Annotated in this window: 16 protein-coding genes; 1 reads left to right on the forward strand and 15 read right to left on the reverse strand. The window is 42.9% G+C overall.

Going from position 1 to position 17,665, the window contains the following annotated elements:
• The first annotated feature begins 272 nt into the window (after positions 1-272).
• Positions 273-1,241 (forward strand): diacylglycerol/lipid kinase family protein, encoded by a 969-nt coding sequence (locus HC026_RS08440; protein WP_168925556.1) that lies wholly within the window; start codon positions 273-275, stop codon positions 1,239-1,241.
• Between the two features lie 101 nt (positions 1,242-1,342).
• On the opposite strand, the gene HC026_RS08445 is transcribed toward HC026_RS08440, so the two are convergent.
• From HC026_RS08445 to HC026_RS08515, 15 genes are all read right to left on the reverse strand, one after another.
• Entirely contained in the window at positions 1,343-1,552 is a 210-nt protein-coding gene (locus HC026_RS08445) for a hypothetical protein (protein ID WP_168925557.1), read from the reverse strand.
• A 184-nt stretch (positions 1,553-1,736) separates the two neighbouring features.
• Positions 1,737-2,783: a C40 family peptidase gene (locus HC026_RS08450; RefSeq protein WP_168925558.1), complete on the reverse strand. Its 1,047-nt coding sequence runs from the start codon at positions 2,781-2,783 to the stop codon at positions 1,737-1,739.
• A gap of 278 nt (positions 2,784-3,061) precedes the next feature.
• Positions 3,062-4,084, reverse strand: coding sequence for a DUF1002 domain-containing protein (locus HC026_RS08455; protein ID WP_168925611.1), 1,023 nt, complete (start codon positions 4,082-4,084; stop codon positions 3,062-3,064).
• A gap of 86 nt (positions 4,085-4,170) precedes the next feature.
• Complete coding sequence (locus tag HC026_RS08460; RefSeq protein ID WP_168925559.1) at positions 4,171-4,911, reverse strand: serine hydrolase; 741 nt, start codon at positions 4,909-4,911, stop codon at positions 4,171-4,173.
• Positions 4,908-5,798: a C40 family peptidase gene (locus tag HC026_RS08465; protein WP_168925560.1), complete on the reverse strand. Its 891-nt coding sequence runs from the start codon at positions 5,796-5,798 to the stop codon at positions 4,908-4,910. The genes HC026_RS08460 and HC026_RS08465 overlap by 4 nt, the downstream gene beginning before the upstream one ends.
• A gap of 14 nt (positions 5,799-5,812) precedes the next feature.
• Complete coding sequence (locus tag HC026_RS08470; protein WP_168925561.1) at positions 5,813-6,898, reverse strand: mandelate racemase/muconate lactonizing enzyme family protein; 1,086 nt, start codon at positions 6,896-6,898, stop codon at positions 5,813-5,815.
• A gap of 59 nt (positions 6,899-6,957) precedes the next feature.
• On the reverse strand, positions 6,958-7,644 hold the full coding sequence (locus tag HC026_RS08475) for a Crp/Fnr family transcriptional regulator (RefSeq protein WP_168925562.1): 687 nt from the start codon (positions 7,642-7,644) through the stop codon (positions 6,958-6,960).
• A gap of 177 nt (positions 7,645-7,821) precedes the next feature.
• On the reverse strand, positions 7,822-8,787 hold the full coding sequence (gene arcC / locus HC026_RS08480) for a carbamate kinase (protein ID WP_168925563.1): 966 nt from the start codon (positions 8,785-8,787) through the stop codon (positions 7,822-7,824).
• A 105-nt stretch (positions 8,788-8,892) separates the two neighbouring features.
• On the reverse strand, positions 8,893-9,921 hold the full coding sequence (argF, locus tag HC026_RS08485; RefSeq protein ID WP_168925564.1) for an ornithine carbamoyltransferase: 1,029 nt from the start codon (positions 9,919-9,921) through the stop codon (positions 8,893-8,895).
• A gap of 22 nt (positions 9,922-9,943) precedes the next feature.
• A complete protein-coding gene (gene arcA, locus HC026_RS08490; protein WP_168925565.1) occupies positions 9,944-11,179 on the reverse strand; it encodes an arginine deiminase in 1,236 nt (411 codons plus the stop codon).
• Positions 11,180-11,487: 308 nt separating this feature from the next.
• Positions 11,488-12,495 carry a ribose utilization transcriptional repressor RbsR gene (gene rbsR / locus HC026_RS08495; RefSeq protein WP_168925566.1) on the reverse strand — a complete coding sequence of 336 codons (1,008 nt, stop codon included), beginning with the start codon at positions 12,493-12,495 and terminating at the stop codon, positions 11,488-11,490.
• Positions 12,496-12,620: 125 nt separating this feature from the next.
• Positions 12,621-13,613 (reverse strand): aldo/keto reductase, encoded by a 993-nt coding sequence (locus HC026_RS08500; RefSeq protein ID WP_168925567.1) that lies wholly within the window; start codon positions 13,611-13,613, stop codon positions 12,621-12,623.
• A gap of 98 nt (positions 13,614-13,711) precedes the next feature.
• Complete coding sequence (gene murQ / locus HC026_RS08505; RefSeq protein WP_168925568.1) at positions 13,712-14,632, reverse strand: N-acetylmuramic acid 6-phosphate etherase; 921 nt, start codon at positions 14,630-14,632, stop codon at positions 13,712-13,714.
• A 294-nt stretch (positions 14,633-14,926) separates the two neighbouring features.
• A complete protein-coding gene (locus HC026_RS08510) occupies positions 14,927-16,570 on the reverse strand; it encodes a peptide ABC transporter substrate-binding protein (RefSeq protein ID WP_168925569.1) in 1,644 nt (547 codons plus the stop codon).
• A gap of 117 nt (positions 16,571-16,687) precedes the next feature.
• On the reverse strand, positions 16,688-17,650 hold the full coding sequence (locus tag HC026_RS08515) for a ribose-phosphate diphosphokinase (protein WP_168925570.1): 963 nt from the start codon (positions 17,648-17,650) through the stop codon (positions 16,688-16,690).
• Positions 17,651-17,665: the final 15 nt, after the last annotated feature.

Consider the following 17,665-nt stretch of genomic DNA (forward strand, 5'->3'; position numbering starts at 1 on the left):
GGGCGGGAATGCCCGTTTTTTTATTAAATAGTAGTGTAACAAAAAATCTGTTATCAGTAATAGATAAAATCTATTACCAACAACAGATATTGTAGAACCCCTTTTTCTTCGGAAAATTTACCTTAGAGACCACTTCTAACGTTTTCATAATTTTTCTCATCACATTCTAACTAAATATGAACACTTTCTGAATAGTTCAATCTAGCCCTGCTAGGCAAAGTCGGCTATAATAGGACAGTATGATTTTTGAAAGCTATTGGAGGATGAGTTAGGTGTCAGTCAGTTACTACATCATATTAAATGAGTATGCCGGCGGTGGCAGCGTCAAAAATCTTTGGCCTGAAATTAAAGCAGCTCTAGATGAACGACAAATTGATTATAAAATTGTTCGTTCCACTTATTCTGGTCACACTCAGCTCCTAGCGAATCAGTTCGCTAAGGCTCATGCCGACGATGCGGTGACTGACCAACACCAGAATGTTGTGTTAGCAATTGGCGGTGATGGCACTTTGCATCAAGCTATTTCTGGCTTAATTGAGGCCAAATTAGAACACCCAATTCCCGTGGCATACTTACCGGTAGGATCCGGCAATGATTTTGCCCGTGGCATCAAGATGGCGACCAACTGGCATAAAGCTCTCAACCAAATTTTAAACTGTACCGCTGAAAATTGGCTCACAGTGGGTTCTTTCTTTGACACCAATAAACAGACCAGCGGTGTCTTTACAAACAATTTAGGCATTGGTTTTGACGCTGCAGTGGTGACTTCAGCCAACGGGACACAAACTAAAAGCCTGCTTAATCGATTCCATATTGGCGCATTGAGCTATTTGGCGGCCTTGGTAGGCGTCTTTTACAATCAGGAAGCTTTTCCACTGACTGTCCATATCGGACAACACAGAGATATCTATTCGCGGGCTTACTTGGTGACTGTCACTAATCACCCTTACTTTGGTGGTGGCTTTAAAATCGTACCACCGGCTTCTGCCAAAGACCCCAACCTTGATTTAGTTGTTATTGAGCGAGCTAATATTTTTAAGCTGCTCTTTATACTATTAATGATATCAATGGGGAAACACTTAAAGTTAAAATCTGTGCATCATTACCATGAAAACAAAATTCATCTGATTGTTCCTTCCATTGAATATGGCCAAATAGATGGTGAAGAGATGGGCGGTCGATATTGGGACACCTACTTTGAAACAAAACAATATCCCTTTTGGATTGATCCAACTATCTAATAGGTATCACACAAAAAAGCTGAGCTAACAGTAAGTTACTGTTAACTCAGCTTTTGCTCTTGTTTCTTTAGTGTCACATTTAGGGAGACTAAAAGGCAATCCTAGTCTTCAGATGCAGCCATAGCTTCCAAAATCATATTTAAATAATCACACTTGGCTGAAAGTTCTTGCATTTGCCGACCGTACTTTGGCTCAATCGTAATCGTCTCATGATGACACGGTTCAACCTGTCGAGCTTCAGTTACCTTCAATTCAGTCAATTGTTCATTTGCTTTCCGATATTCGGTGAGGATCTCTGAACGATTACTCATCAGTTATACGCCTTCTTAATTGCAGAATAAATGTTTAAGTAATTTTTAAACAAGAATGACTATAACACCAAAACCCAACTTTGTGAACCAGATTTTGTAAGAAATTTTAAAATAACGGCAAAATAAAAAGACCCGAAAACAAAGACGTCCGGATCTAATAAAATACAATTTTATTGACTAGAAACTACTTAACCGTCCCAGCGAAACTTGGCTTAAAGTAGGCGCTCATAGATTGAATCTGAACGTTTTCGCCAGGTTCTGGTGCAGCAACGTACTGGTTATTACCAATGTAAATTGCAACATGATAACTAGCTCCTTTAGGTCCCCAGAATAAGAGATCACCAGGAACCGCTTGACTGACAGCATGCATCGAAACATGTGCTTCTTGAGCAACCGTGTTATGTGGCAAAGCTGTCCCAACTGTGTGCGCATATACGTAACTGGTGAAGCCTGAACAATCCATTCCTCTTAATGAAGACCCACCCCAAACGTATGGGATCTTTTGAGAGGCTAACTTAACAGCATAGCTCGTTACAGACGTTACAGGAGCGCCAGCAGCATCTGCTTTGACTGTCTTCTTAGCCTTAGGCGTCTTAACAGCCGACTGTTTAGTCGAGGTTGATGTAGTAGCCTTAGCAGCAGACGTTGTGGTAGCTGCTGTTCGTTTGGCCGTTGTTGTCTTTTTCACGGTGCTAGTAACCGGCGAGGTTGCTTTTACCTTAGAAGCTGTCCCTTTTACAGTTAACTTTTGGCCAGTAAAAATCGTGTCACCCTTTAAATGGTTTAACGATTGCAGCTGACTAACAGTAATCCCATATTTGGCACTAATCTTACTCAGCGTGTCCCCCGACTTAACTTTGTATGTAGAGGCTGTGGCTGTTGTCTTGGTTGAAGACGATTGACTTGAAACAGCAGTTTTCTTAGTTGTTACTTGTGTGTTTGAACTAGCCTTTACCTGCTTGGCTGAAGCATTAGCCTTCACAGTATGATTGGTTGCAGAAGAACCTAACACAATCTTTTGACCAGCAAAAATCGTATCCTTACTTAAGTGGTTCGCCTTTTCAATTGAACCAACTGATACCCCATACTTGTTAGCGAGCTTCCAAACAGTGTCCCCAGACTTAACAGTAATCGTTTTAGCACTAGCCTGCAACGAACCGGCAAACATAAAACCGGCCGCTCCAATAAAACTAGCGGTGATAACTTTGGTCGTTGTATGTTGTTTTCCCAAATCAGATCACCCCTCCTGATTAATCTTTAATGAATACGCTTTACAGAAATTACATGTTCATAGTAACACACTTTCTAAATAATCAGCAAAAAAGTTTAAGATTTTCTTGCGATAGCCAATTAACGAAATTCAATTGAGTTGGAGATATCCGCGTCACAGCACGTTGCAGAAGACTTTGTAGCATACAAAAAAACTAGTTGCCATTCTCATCGATTATGGCAACTAGTTAATATTTTAATCATTATTCGATTACTTTTTGCTTAAAAGGCTTCGCATAATTAGAACAAATTGTTAAAGAAAGCGACAATTGACTGCCAAATTCTGCTCAAAGCACCCATAATTCCGCTAGTATCAGCATTGCTGGCAAAATCCTTTAACTGCGCCATTTTGTTACCTACCGAATTACCAATGTTACTAGCAACTTGTTTAGCATTGTTGACGTAACTGGAAGTGCCAGAAACGGGCGCTTTTTGAACGTTGCTCAAAGCGATGACAATGTTATTAATAACGGTAGTTGAAGTTTGAGATTGAATCCCTTGTTTTGCTAAAGCGTCATTTAACATTTGTCGAATGTCATCTTTGGTTGCGTATTGATTATCTTGCTGTCGTTGCTTGGCCAACTGAGATGAAACGTTCCCAACAGCAGCCATCAATTTCCCTGGGTATTTTTTATCACTTTTATTCTGATTGATTGCCGGCTGAGTGGCATCCATAACACCATTAGCGGCTTGCGTATTTTGCTGATTCAGGGTTAGTCCGTCCGCTGCTAAGGCTTTGTAAACCCCAGTTAGAGCTGACTCGCCGGAAACCGTCTTATCAGCTGTTACCGTAATGATAACATCCTTCACTCCAGCCATGGTGGCAACCATAGCGTATTGCTGAGAAGTGACCTGAGTAATATTATTCTGCCCGTTGTAATCAGCAATATTGACCTTAACACCCGTTCCTGGATCAGCGGGGGCTAGTGAGACTGAACTGATCATACTAGCATCACTGGTTCCTGCAGAATTAATATACGTCCCATAATCAGTTCCAGTCACTGTCAAGCTTTGATAATTAGATTGCACGCCCAAAGCCTTTGAAACAGCATCCTTATCTTCAGAAGCTAAACCGGAACCATAAACGACGTAAGGCTTCGACAAGGCTTTTGTCTGGACTGCTTGACCAGAGGAGGTATTAGTTGAATCCGAACTTGAGGTCACGTCACTGCCAGTATCTGCCAACGCGTGAACCGAGCCAGTTGCACCTAACATTAATAACAATGCAGCGCTAATTAAACTGATTCGAACTGCTTTTTTCATCATGAAATCCTCATTTCATATAGGTTAATCCCAGTGTATCACGACAATTAAAAGGGCTGAATACTTGTTCAGCCCTTTTAATAAATTCATAAGGAGGTATAAACCAACCTGCCAATTTTAGCCAGGACAGAAATGGCAGCTAACCTGTCAGCAGAGTTCCAAGTCAACACAGCTACGTCGATGTCATGTTGATGCTTTGAAAAACGAGCAACATCATGGTCAATCAACGGGCCCTCACCAGTCTTATTGTAAATTTTCACATCGGTAGCAGTTTCATCCATCGCTAAAGGCAATTTACCACGAAACTGTTGATTTAAAAACCACTTTTGCGGTAATAAATACCGGTTCATCAACTCTCTAAATAGGCGTACCGCCTCAAAGGCTGACGTTAAATTTTCCTGACCGTGGTCACGTGCATTAGTATCCATTAGGCGACGTTGAAGTGACGTTTCTTTATAACCATTTTGCTCCAACCACAAGTTAACTGAAGCCATCGTTAAATGATCAATCATCACGTTGGCTGCATAATTGTCGGAATCAGCAATCATCAGTCCAAGTAAATCACTCATCGACCATTCGCTCTGATTCAATAGCTTAAGCACACCTGCACCATCAACTTGAGGTGTCTGAGAAATTTGAATCACTTGGTTCAAATCCTCATCACGATTCAGCTGGGTCGCTAGAATGGCCAATTTGATTAAGGATGCAGCTGGTACCTGAGTATGCTCCTGATGACTGTAAATAAGCTTATTTGTATCATACATGCAAATTGCAATTTGCCCATTGTAAGATGCAATCAGCTCGTCAATGTCTGTTTTCAAGCTCATTGCCAGTACCTTCTTGCAGCAACAAATTCAGGTGCGTAACGCATCTCGGTCAACTTGGCTATGTCCACTTGCTTACCTGGTGTTCGTGATTGAATCATCTGGCCATCACCAATATACATCCCAACATGATGGACAAAACCTTTGCCATGTTCGTAGGCAAAGAATAGGAGATCGCCAGGCTGCATGTTTTCTGGTTCAACTGATTTGCCACCCTTTCTCTGGTCATCAGCGTCTCGTGGAATCTGGATTCCCATCACGCGATGCAAAGTGTACATTAACCCAGAACAATCAAAACCATAAGGAGAAATTCCTGCCCATAAGTATCTTAAACCCAAGAATTGACGAGCTAGCGCAATCATTTGTCGGCCTAAAGTCGTCCCGGTCACGCTAACAACTGTACTGTCAGTTGCAATATATCCCTCGCCTAATGGTGTATCAACCTGCATTAACTGCCCTTCAACACCTAATTTAGATAGTTCCGTTCCCATCACAAGTGTAAACAGTGGTTGGTGTTGCCGATCATACAAGGTTGTAAAGGGAACAACTACATGAACTATATCAGCCTTTTGATCGTACGTAACGGACTCACTGGAGAGCAATTTGGTTGGCAGCCAACCACTATATCCCCGCTGATCGGCATCATCTGGTTGACTCACTAAATAGACCTTCGCCCAGTCATCCTGGATTGTTTCAATGATCACTTCATCATTAAAAACGGCTTGCGTTTCCAAACGCTTAGAGTCACACAAATCAATAGTTTCAGCGGTAGTCATGTTGGCTACCCATTGTTTTGTATCGCCGTCCAAAGCGAGTTGATCGCTTTCTCGTGGCGCTTTGGGACTAGTCCATAGTGTTGCAACCGGAACGCTAATTCGTCTTTTTTCCATTCACTCACCCCCACTTAATTTGCTTTAAAATCGACTCCTAGGCCAATCCCATCCGGAATCGTAATTACTGGTCCTGCATGGGTGATCCCACCAGTTGATGGCTGTGTCTTGAACATCATGGCAGCGTCTAGATCATAGTATTGGATATTGGCTTTTGCAGCAGCCATTTCGGCTGCTGCTGTAACGGATACTTGAGATTCAATCATACTGCCTACCATGCATGGCACGCCAAAGGCTTCCGCAATTGAATTGATCTGTAAGGCATTATCAATTCCGCCTGCCTTCATTAGTTTGAGATTAATAATATCACAACCGTCTAGTTTTAGTAGTCTTAACGCATCCTTCACTGAAAAAATGCTCTCATCTGCCATAATTGGTGTTTCGGTGTTGGCCGTTACATAAGCCATGCCCTCAAAATCATCTGCTGGAACGGGTTGCTCCACTAGTTCAATTTCGAGCCCTTCCTCGGCCATTTGATTAATCATTTTAGCCGCCTGCTTTTTATGCCAGCCTTGATTAGCATCCAATCGAATCTTGATATCTGTCCCAACAGCACTTCGGATGGCTCGAACTTGCTTCAGATCTTCAAATGGCGACTGACTCCCAACTTTAACCTTAAGGGTGTCAAATCCTTCACTCACCAGTTGTTTAGCGTGACTGACCATTTCTGTAGCCGTTCCCACACTAACGGTATAATCCGTTGAAACGGTTTGCTGATAGCCGCCCAGAAACTCAGATAGGGAAATACCATAGTGCTTGGCCAACAAATCATTTACAGCAATGTTGACCGCCGCCTTTGGACTATGATTGCCAACTAGGGCCGTGTCAATGATCTTTTTAATTCGTTCAGGCTGATTTAAAGATTGTCCAATTAATTTCGGGGCAATGATTTGTTCCACAGCATACTGAATACTTGCTGACGTGTCACCCGTGATTGGAGCGGTAGGTGCGGCTTCTCCAAGCCCAGTAACACCATCCGAATCAGTCAGCCGAACAATCAAACTACTAGCAGTGGTCACCGTCCTTAGCGCCGTTTTAAATGGTGATTTTAACGGGACAGCAATCGGAAACGTTTCAATTTTTTTAATGGTTAATGGCATTGTAAACCCCAGCTTTCAGTAATTAATCTTCTTATTGATACTCGATTCAAAGTTTGTACTTATCCGGTTAGCCCACTGGGATCAAACCGGAATCTTTTTTTATTATAGATTAACTTACCTGCAACCTCTAATTTCGTGACAACTTGCCCGGCGGTTTCACGAGTGGTCCCACTCAGTCGCGCTAATTCAATCAAAGTAATGGGGTAAGGAATTAACACATCACCATCGGGAGTCTTCTCACCCATATCGGAACCAAAAATACTGAGCGCTTGAATCACCCTATTAGTTGCACTTGAAGTGACCAACTTCTGCAATCGATTTTCCATTCGGTCAAGCAAGTGACTCATCTGACTGATCACTTGTCGGGTAACCAGCGGGTTAAGCGAAACAATTGCCTCAAAAGTCGTCATTGGTACCGAAGCAATCGTAATATCCGTGAGCGCAGTTGCCGTATAGGGGTAATCCGCGTCGGTATATAACCCACGATAAGGGAAACCCTTGATTGCTTTCACGTAGTTAATGAACGTGAAATTTCCTGTTTCATCGTGCCGTTCCAGACGGACAACCCCTTTTATGACGTAATAAAAACGTTGTCGCAGATCGCCATGGTCGAACAAGATCTGCCCTTTAGGATAAGTCTTTACACTTAAATCATGGGTTAATTTTGAAAACTCAGCCTCAGTAAAATCACAGAACTCAGGTAGTTGACGTAAATAATGTCGATATGTATCGTCCGATTGCAGCATGAAACAAGCTCCCTTCTTATCTGGCTATTATTATACGCCAATTGATTTCAAATTTAAGTTTGATCTGTGTGCGAAACGAGAAAACACTACCCCGACTAGAAAAGTCAAAGTAGTGCTTTCTCATTACATTCTGGAATCAACCGAGCATTGTCACAGTCACACTAGACTTGACATCATCTAAACGTTCGCATCCGCACTCACCATTGAAACCACCGTTCCCGAACCCGATTCAATAAACTGCCCCAGATTACTTAACGATGTAATCACCGCCTGGCCCTCTGGTCGGTGCGTCACAAATTCAATGGCTGCTTCAACCTTGGGCAGCATACTACCGGCCGCAAATTGGCCATCAGCAATATGCTGTCGCAATTCGTTGACAGAAACTGTCGTCAGTTGCCGCTGTTGAGGCTGATTAAAGTTCACGTAGACGTGATCCACGGCCGTCAAAATAATCAACTGATCGGCACCAACCCGTTCTGCCAATTTTTCTGAAGCAAAATCTTTGTCGATGACCGCTTCACGGCCAATCAGTTGATTCCCCTGTCGAACTACCGGAATACCGCCACCGCCAGCAGCAATTGGTATCACACCCGCTTTGGCCAGCTGATTGACTGCTCCAGCTTCAACCACGTCGACTGGTCGTGGAGATGCCACTACCCGCCGATAACCGCGACCGGCATCTTCAACGAAGTGAAAACCAGGATTGGCTGATTTTAGCACACTCACCGCTTCACGAGAGTAAAACGGACCAATTGGTTTGGTCGGTGTGTCAAAGGCTGGATCATGTTCATCGACAACCACCTGTGTCACCACCGTTGCAACGTCCATTTCAAGCCCTAACGCTGCCAGTTCGGCCGCCATTGCGTTTTGCAACCAGTAGCCGATACTCCCCTGAGTCATAGCGACCGCGGTATCCAATGGCATTTCAGGGTTATCAGGTGTACTCCCTGCAGCTTGCTGTAACAAAATATTGCCAACTTGTGGGCCATTTCCATGAGAAATGATCAACGAATCACCTTGCTGAATAAATTTAACGAGGTATTTAGCAGTTTCTCTTAAAGCGCGTTGTTGCGCTGCCGCACTAGCATCATTAGCTAAAATAGCATTGCCACCAAGTGCGACCACAATTTTGCGTGCTGTCATAGGAATCATCCTTTCCGCTGAGTGCCATCAACAAACAAAAAGGGTGCTCAGCAAAACACCTAGTGGTGTTTTGCCTAAGCCCCCTAAATACGCTGTAGTGATTTACTAAACAGTTGGAATAAATAAGTTACCCAACGTTGCAGCCATCATTGCTTTGATAGAGTGCATCCGGTTTTCAGCTTCTTCAAACTGACGGGCGTACTTGCTACGGAAGACCTCATCAGTAATTTCCATTTCAGTCAAACCGTACTTTTCTTCAATCTCTTTACCGTAATCAGTGGTCGTATCATGGAACGCTGGCAGACAGTGCATCACGATTAATTGATCATCAGGTGTGCCCGTCTTCTTCAAAGCCGCCATGTTCACTTGATAAGGCTTCAACAGATTGATTCGTTCTTGCCAGTTATTCTCACCCATTGATACCCAAACGTCAGTGTAAACAATATTTGAGCCCTTCAAACCTTTATCAAGGTCATCAGTGATCAATAACTTAGCACCTGAATCCTTGGCAAAGCCATTAGCAATGTCTTGAATCTCCTGCTCTGGATGTAATTCATTCGGTGCCACGATGTGAACATTTACTCCGAGGATCGCTCCGGTAACGAGTAAGGAATTAGCCATGTTGTTACGGCCGTCACCCATATAAGTCAACGTTAAGCCCTTCAGATGGCCAAAGTTTTCCTTTACCGTCATGAAGTCAGCCAGCATCTGAGTTGGGTGCCATTCATCGGTTAAACCGTTCCAAACGGGAACCCCAGAAAATTCAGCTAACTGTTCAACAACGTGTTGGCTGAAACCACGGAATTCGATCCCGTCAAACATGCTACCAAGCACCTTAGCTGTGTCCTCAACCGATTCTTTTTTACCTAACTGGATGTCGTTGGCCCCTAAAAATTCTGGGTGGGCACCAAGATCGATTGCTGCGGTAGTAAAAGCTGAACGAGTCCGGGTCGAATTCTTTTCAAATAGTAAAGCAATGTTCTTACCTTCTAGGTAATGATGCGGAATGCCCGCTTTTTTAAGGGCTTTCAAATGCAGTCCAAAATCAACTAAATAATTTAATTCAGCGGCACTAAAATCTTTTTCGGCCAGCACTGACCGTCCTTGAAAAACGCTATTTTTAAAGTCTGTCATAGTAATAGCTCCTTTTGTTAGGTTATAGATCTTCTCGTACCAGCGGCATACTCATGCATCTTGGACCGCCACGTCCCCGTGAAAGTTCGCTGGAGAGAACTTCTAGAACTTTGAGTCCATGGTCACGAAGTACCTGATTTGATACGTAGTTTCTATTATAGGTGACTACAACGCCTGGTGCAATTGCCAGTGTGTTAGAACCATCATTCCACTGTTCACGGTCAGCAATCAACGGATCACCGCCACCAGTAGGAATGAGATCAATATCATCAAGAGAAAGCACATCTTTTAATACCTGTTTTAAGTCTAAATGATGATCCACATGCAGTTCGCCGTCATTATCTTCAGTAATGGTCCAGGTATCAATTTGACCGCCCTCACCCAGGATCCCTGGATGAACTGTAAACTGATCGTGATTGATCATTGTGAAAACCGTGTCCAAATGCATCATCGCGTGGTTATGTGGAATCCGAATCGCCAGCACCTTTTCAAAGCCGCTCTTGTGTTCAAACAATCTGCGGGCAATATCTTCAATCGCGTGAGCTGACGTCCGTTCCGATACCCCAATGGCAATTACAGTATCGCTAAGCACCAACTCATCGCCACCTTCGATTCGGCCTGGCTGATCACGATCACGCCAAACGTGCAGACCCTGGTTAGCAAATCTTGGATGATAGTTGATAATCGTTTCCATAAAGAACGATTCACGTTGCCTAGCTGGGAAAGTCATGTTGTTAATACTCAGACCATCGCCTAACGAAGCAGCTGGATCTCGGGTAAAATACAAGTTAGGCATCGGATCCATGAAGAATGGGTAATCCTTTTCTTCAGCAGCGCTCACTAAATCTCGCGGCACGAAGTCTAACTCATTTTTCCGCACACCAGCCATGATTTTAACCACCATTTCAGTAGTTGTCATGCTAGTTAAATAATCCTCTAATACGTGATGAATCATACCGGCTGCATAACCGGACTCAACTAACATTTTGTCTAGGAAAGCGGCCTTTACATCTGATCCGCCAGCATCTAAAGCTTCTACAACTAACTTTTCAAGATATAGCACCTCTACGCCGTTATCCCTGAGTGTATCAGCAAAATTATCGTGTTCTTTTTGAGCAATGGGTAGGTAAGGAATGTCATCAAATAAAAGTCTTGGCATCATTTCTGGCGTGAAGTTTTCAACTTCGGCTCCTGGTCTCTTTAACATGACAACGTCAAGCTTACCAATTTCTGATGTCACATGAATGGGTTTGATCATAATAGTTACCTCCTATCTCTTTTGGACACTTTAATCATAAGATTTATGGCAATCGCTTTCATCGGCTATTTCACAGTTCGAATGCCAAGAATTTCGCATTTTTAAGTGGACTTGAAAATTTACAAAAAAATATACAAAAAAGACGCCATTTAAGTCTCTATGACTTAAATATACATCTATTTTTGCATATTATTAGATTATTAAAATTAGATTAAATATTTTAAATTGTTTAAATCACTGTTTTGTAGATGATATTCGCAATATCATCATCATTAATTCATATTTGTTTCACATTTTTATTGTATATATTACTGAATTAATTTGACACTATCCCGGATGATCAATTCTAACGGCAATTGCTTATCTTGATGTGCCAATCGCGGATTATTCAGCCGTTCGATCAGCAGTTCCGTGGCCACTTGTCCCATTTCAAACGCCGGTTGGTGAATTGACGTCAGCTTAGGGGTGACAAAATTGGCGAGGTCAATATCATCATATCCCATAATTGATAGGTCATTAGGGATGCTTAATCCTCGCTCTTGGACACCACGATACAACCCGATTGCAGTTTCATCATTGATACAGAAAACTGCTGATGGCTTTTTTGCCAACAAAGCTGCGGTAGCTTGATAACCACCCAACTTAGTCATTGGTGTCTGTACCACCATGTCATCCGGTAAAGTAGCACGGTACTTGGCCATTCCAGCACGAAAACCACTGATTCGTTGCTGCATATTATGGGTGATCTCCTCACCCGCTAACAATGCAATTCGTCTGTGTCCTTGCGACAGTAAGTAATTCGCTGCCATCTGCCCCCCCTTATAATCATCCACCCAGACCCGGTCACCAACTTGGGCATCGTTTTGATCGAACAGCAAATAAGGAATCCCATTGCGGGTTAAAATTCGGTCAATATCATTAGCATTCAACGTCGCACTAGCAATGATCAGGCCATTAGCAGCGCGTTTGATCAATTCCTCCAAATACATTGTTTGCAATTTTTGATTTTGATTGGCATCAAAAATAATTGGGATGAAGTGGCGTAATTGCGCAGTTTGTTGAATGCCCTTAATAAACATGCTAAAAAAGGGATTCGCTAAGTTCGGAACCAGCACACCGATTGTCTGGGTGGACCCCATGATTAAATTACGAGCGTTATAGTCAGGCACATATCCGAGCTTTTTTTGTAACTTTAAGACCCGGTCTCTTGTATCACTACTAAATCGTTCGCCCTTACCGTTTAAGACTTGTGAAACCGTTGTTACTGATACCCCAGCTGCTTCGGCTAAGTCCCTAATTGTCACTTTCTGTGCCACGATGCCCTCCTTTCTGCAACCTGGTTAAATTAAAGCAGTTGCTCAGCTTACTCAGGTTGTCCAAAAACGCTATGTACTAAATCCCCCATTCCAAGCAGACTTGAAATGGGGGTCGAACTATTTAATTAACCTTTGATGATTGAATCAATTTTTTCTAGTTCATCAGCTGAGAAGCGAATGTTTTGAACGGCCTTCAAATTATCTTCCAAGTGTGACGCCTTCGAAGCACCGGTAACAACGCTCACAACTACTGGATCCTTTAGTAGCCAGGCCAGTGACATTTGTGCCATGGTTTGGCCACGGTTCATTGCAATGTCATTAAGTTGATTAAGCTTTTCCGTTAGTTTTGCACGACCCTGATCCATCACGTCCGTGCTGCTCCAATGAATCTGGAAATCTTCAGGAATACCACCTAAGTAACGGTTGGTCAATAATCCTTCAGCTAAGGGACCGTACGCAATCATCCCGAGATTATTGGCTTTGAGCGTGTCTAAAACGCCGTCATTCTCGACTTCTCGATTCAACATATTGTAGGACAGTTGGTTAACAACAAACGGGGTGTGTAAGTCCTTAAAGATTTTGATAATGGCCTTTGTTTGGGCGTTGTTGTAATTTGAGATACCAACGTACAATGCTTTTCCTGACCGGACAATATCATCCAGCGCAACAGCGGTTTCTTCTAAATCTGTATTCGGATCAAAACGATGGCTATAGAAAATGTCAACGTAGTTTAAACCCATTCGCTTTAAGCTGCCATCCAGCGCATTAATCAGCGTCTTTCGAGAACTCATTTCACCGTATGGTCCCGGCCACATGTGAAAACCAGCCTTCGTTGTAATCACCAATTCATCACGGTAGGCCTTCAAGTTGGCCTGATAGATCTGGCCAAATAACCGTTCTGCCGCACCGGAACCAGGGCCATAGTTATAGGCAAGATCAAAACTAAAAATACCGCTATCAAACGCTTTTAAAATAATTTTTTCACTGTCAGCATAGTTGGCTTCATTTCCAAAACTGTGCCACAAGCCAAAGGATACTCCAGGTAACTGCAGACCCTTGTTGCCTGCACGACGAACGGGCATCCGGCCGTCGTAACGATTTTCATCCGCTGCATACATATTTAGTGATTCTCCTTCTCTTATGATTGGTACATATCAATTTTAAGAGGAGAATGACACCCGGTCAAGGGGAAAACCATGTGAATGTTGCAACAGTTCTAAACTGAGCGAGCTGAGGACTTCAAACTTAATTTGACAGCATCACTCACATGACCACCCGCTTGCTTCAATAATGCTTTTGCTTCAGCAATAGTTCCCTTAGTTTCAATCAATAGAATTGCCAGTGGCACATTATTATCAGCACGTTCCAGGGCTCTCTCAGCAGCCAGCGTTGATGTCTGTGTAGCTGCCGCAATAATCCTTTTTGCCCGCCGATTCGTCTTTTCATTAGTCGGCACAACGTTGATCATCAGATTTTGATAAACCTTTCCGGAGCGAATCATGATGCCACTAGAAACCATGTTAAGGACCATCTTTTGAGAAGTCCCAGCCTTCATCAAGGTAGCGCCAGTAATCACTTCCGGGCCCACAATTGGACAGATCGCCACATCAGCGTTCTTTTCTAGTGGACTGTCGGTGACACAAGCTACGGCAATGGCGAGCGCCCCAACTTGTTTAGCATAGTGTAAAGCCGCTACTGTATATGGAGTGGCACCACTGGCAGCAATCCCAATCACGATATCTTTATCATTTAAATTCACTTTTTTGAGGTCATTCTCTGCCAATTCAGCTGAATCTTCCACTCCTTCTAGGGTATGAAACATGGCTTCAGGCCCGCCTGCAATGATGCCAAAGGTTTGTGATTCCTCTAGCCCATACGTCGGCCTTAACTCGGTGGCATCTAGGACGCCTAGCCGACCAGAAGTTCCGGCACCGATATAAATCAGCCGACCACCAGCATCAAAACGCTTAGTGGCCAAGTTAATGGCTTGCGAAACTTGTGGCAACTGCTTTTGAACCGATCGTGCAACCCGTTGGTCTTCACGATTGATAATTTCAACCATATCTGCTGTGCCAACTTGGTCGATACGAGTGGAATGCCGGTTTCGTTGCTCGGTTAATAGATCCTCGAAGTTCATGTTAAATCCTCCATTTTCACAAAATGTTCTCAGAATGCAAACAGAACACTTTAATTTGTTATCGCTTTCATTACCTACTCTTCAGGTATATCATGTTTCAATGAAAATTTCAAACTAATTCAACATAAACACGGCGTTTTTCATGTTTTTTTGAAAATCATATATTTTATAAGTAAACTCAATTGAAATCCATAACATTTTCATTAGGTTTTGAAATCAATTTGAAATCCAGTTAAAAAAACTTCCTGATTAGCCTTATTCGACTAACCAGGAAGCTTTCGATCCAGTAAATGATTATTTGGTGATATAGATATTCTTTAAACCTCGACTCATACCAGCTGGATTCCAGACGTAGCCATGGACGCTTGGCCGCCAAAGTTCGGTGGTTGACGGCTGGTACAGTGGAATAATCCCTTGATCCTTCATCAATACCTTTTCAGCATTAACCAAGTCCTCATAACGGCGCTGTTGATTATTAGCATCCGTCGTTTGGGAAGCCTTAATCAGCTTATCATAGTCGCTATTCGACCATTTGCCATTGTTAGTTGGGTTGTTCGATTCTTGCAGGCTTAAGAAGTTGATTGGGTCGGCAAAATCAGCACCCCACATCGACACAACCAAATCAAAATTTCCGTTGGATGAACGTGCCAGACGGTTCTTGTACGGCACGTTATCAATATTAACTTTCAGCCCAGGTAATTTCTGGAATTGATCCTGCAAATATTGTGTAGTGGTCTTAGCTTGGTCAGTATCATCACTCAGCAAGGTCAACGTGAGCTTCTTCTGGCCAACTTGTTTCATGCCTTCAGCCCAAAGCTTCTTGGCATTGGCAGAATCGTATGTCACACCAGACTTAACGTAGGCATCTGTTGCGAAATCAGCCTTAGTCTTGGGATTACGGCTAAGATTGGTTGAAACGAACCCCTTAGGCGCGGTTGAACCATCTCGTAACACCTTGGTGGCTAAGGTCTGCTTATTCACAATTTGGGCAAGAGCTTGACGAACTTTAACGTTTTTCAACGCTTTGTTCCGCTTTTGGTTCATTTGTAGATACATCATTGAACCACCTTCAAACTTCTTGAAGCCCTTATTACTTTGATAATTAGCCACTTGAGTTCCCGATAATGGTGTCACGTCAAGCTTATTTTGGTTATACAGATTCAAGCCGGTACTTGGACTCTTAACGACTTGATAATTGATTTGGCTCAAGTGGACGTGCTTCTTATCCCAATAATTTGGGTTTTTCTTCAAAGTCCAAGTGTTATTCGTCCCGTTCCAATCAGCGACTTTAAACGGTCCGTTATTAGTCACATTCTGTGCGTTGTTACCATACTGTTTACCGTACTTTGTGACGGCTGACTGTTCTTCGGGGAAGAAAGTTGGAAATGCGAGTAAGAGTTTGAAATAAGGCACTGGCTGACTCAATGTTACAACCAATTTATCCTTGCTGGGTGCGGCAACGCCCAATTGATCAGGACTAAGCTTACCCTTTTGGATAGCGCTAAAGTTCTTAATACCATCGAACAAGTAGGCATAGTTAGCAGCCGTTTTAGGATTGGCGGTTCTTCGCCATGAATAAACAAAATCCTGAGCCGTTACTGGTTTACCATCACTCCACTTATCATCTTGACGAATATTAAACGTGTAAGTGAGTCCATCTTTTGAAACTTGAGTTTTAGTTGCCAGGGCATTTTCAATCTTTGAGTGCTCACCTAACCGGTACAAGCCTTCGTTGGTTGCATACAGAGCTGTCAGACTCACAGATTCAGAAGCTGCTGAATTATCCAACGTCGAAATTGTATCAGTTGTGCTGAGATTAAGTACTTGCTTAGTAGCCATCTGCTGACCACTGCTACTGGACTTGGATGAACCGCAAGCTGTCAGCGTTAAGACTAAAGCAATGCTGCCAATTCCAAGCAAGATTTTTTTGAAAGTCATGATGTATTCTCCGTCCTCATTTAAAATTTGCTAAACAACAAAAAATCTATCTGAATAATCATTATTTAAGTCTCAGATAGATTAACTTAATCGCCGTTTTCTTATTTTACTACGTTGTTATTGGATAAATAATTGTCCGACACTCTGTTCGGAATAGATTCGCCGAATTGCCTGCCCGATTAAATGGCCAACTGAAATAATTTCCAGTTTATCAAACTGTTTTGAATCAGGCATTTGAATGGAATCGGTGACGATCACTTTTTTCAATGGTGAATTTGTCATTTGTGAGACTGCGTTTTTACTAAATACCGGGTGAGTTGCAACGGCATAGATATCGTTTGCCCCGGCATTTTTTAAAGTTTGAGCTGAAATTGAGATTCGTACGGCAGTATCAATAATATCATCCACTAAAATTGCGTTCATACCCTTCACAGACCCAATCACGGCATCCGCAGAAGTCGTTGATTTATCAGGATCACGATTATCAATAATGGCGAGTGGTGCTTGCAGCAGGTCCGCCATCCGCCGAGCCTTAGAAACGCCAGCATGATCGGGCGATACCACAACTAAATTATCGGTTAATCCGTGGTCAATGAAATACCCTGCCAACAGCGGTGTTGCTTCTAGGTGATCCATTGGAATATCAAAGAATCCTTGAAGTTGAGCCGCATGTAAATCAAGGGTCACCACCCGGTTCACACCATCATCTTCAAGCAACGAGGCAATTAATTTGGCCGTAATGGGTTCACGAGAACGTGCTTTCCGGTCTGCACGGGAATAACCATAATAAGGGATCACCACGGTAATCGAATGTGCACTGGCCCGACGAACTGCATCCACCATGATCATTAACTCCATCAGGTTAGTATTCACGGGATCCGAAACAGATTGGATCAAGAAAATATCATCACCACGAATACTTTCATCCACTGTGATTGAAATTTCACCATCACTAAAATGCTTAATTGTTGCCTTCCCCAGTTCAACACCAGCTGCGGCAGCAATTTTGTCTGCCAATGGCCGATTTGAATTTAACGCAAACATCTTCAACGGATGCTTAGTTTCACTCTGATTTGGCATGTTTTTCCTCCAGGA

Origin of the sequence: Secundilactobacillus angelensis (genome assembly GCF_012641075.1) — a bacterium.
Lineage (GTDB): Bacteria > Bacillota > Bacilli > Lactobacillales > Lactobacillaceae > Secundilactobacillus > Secundilactobacillus angelensis.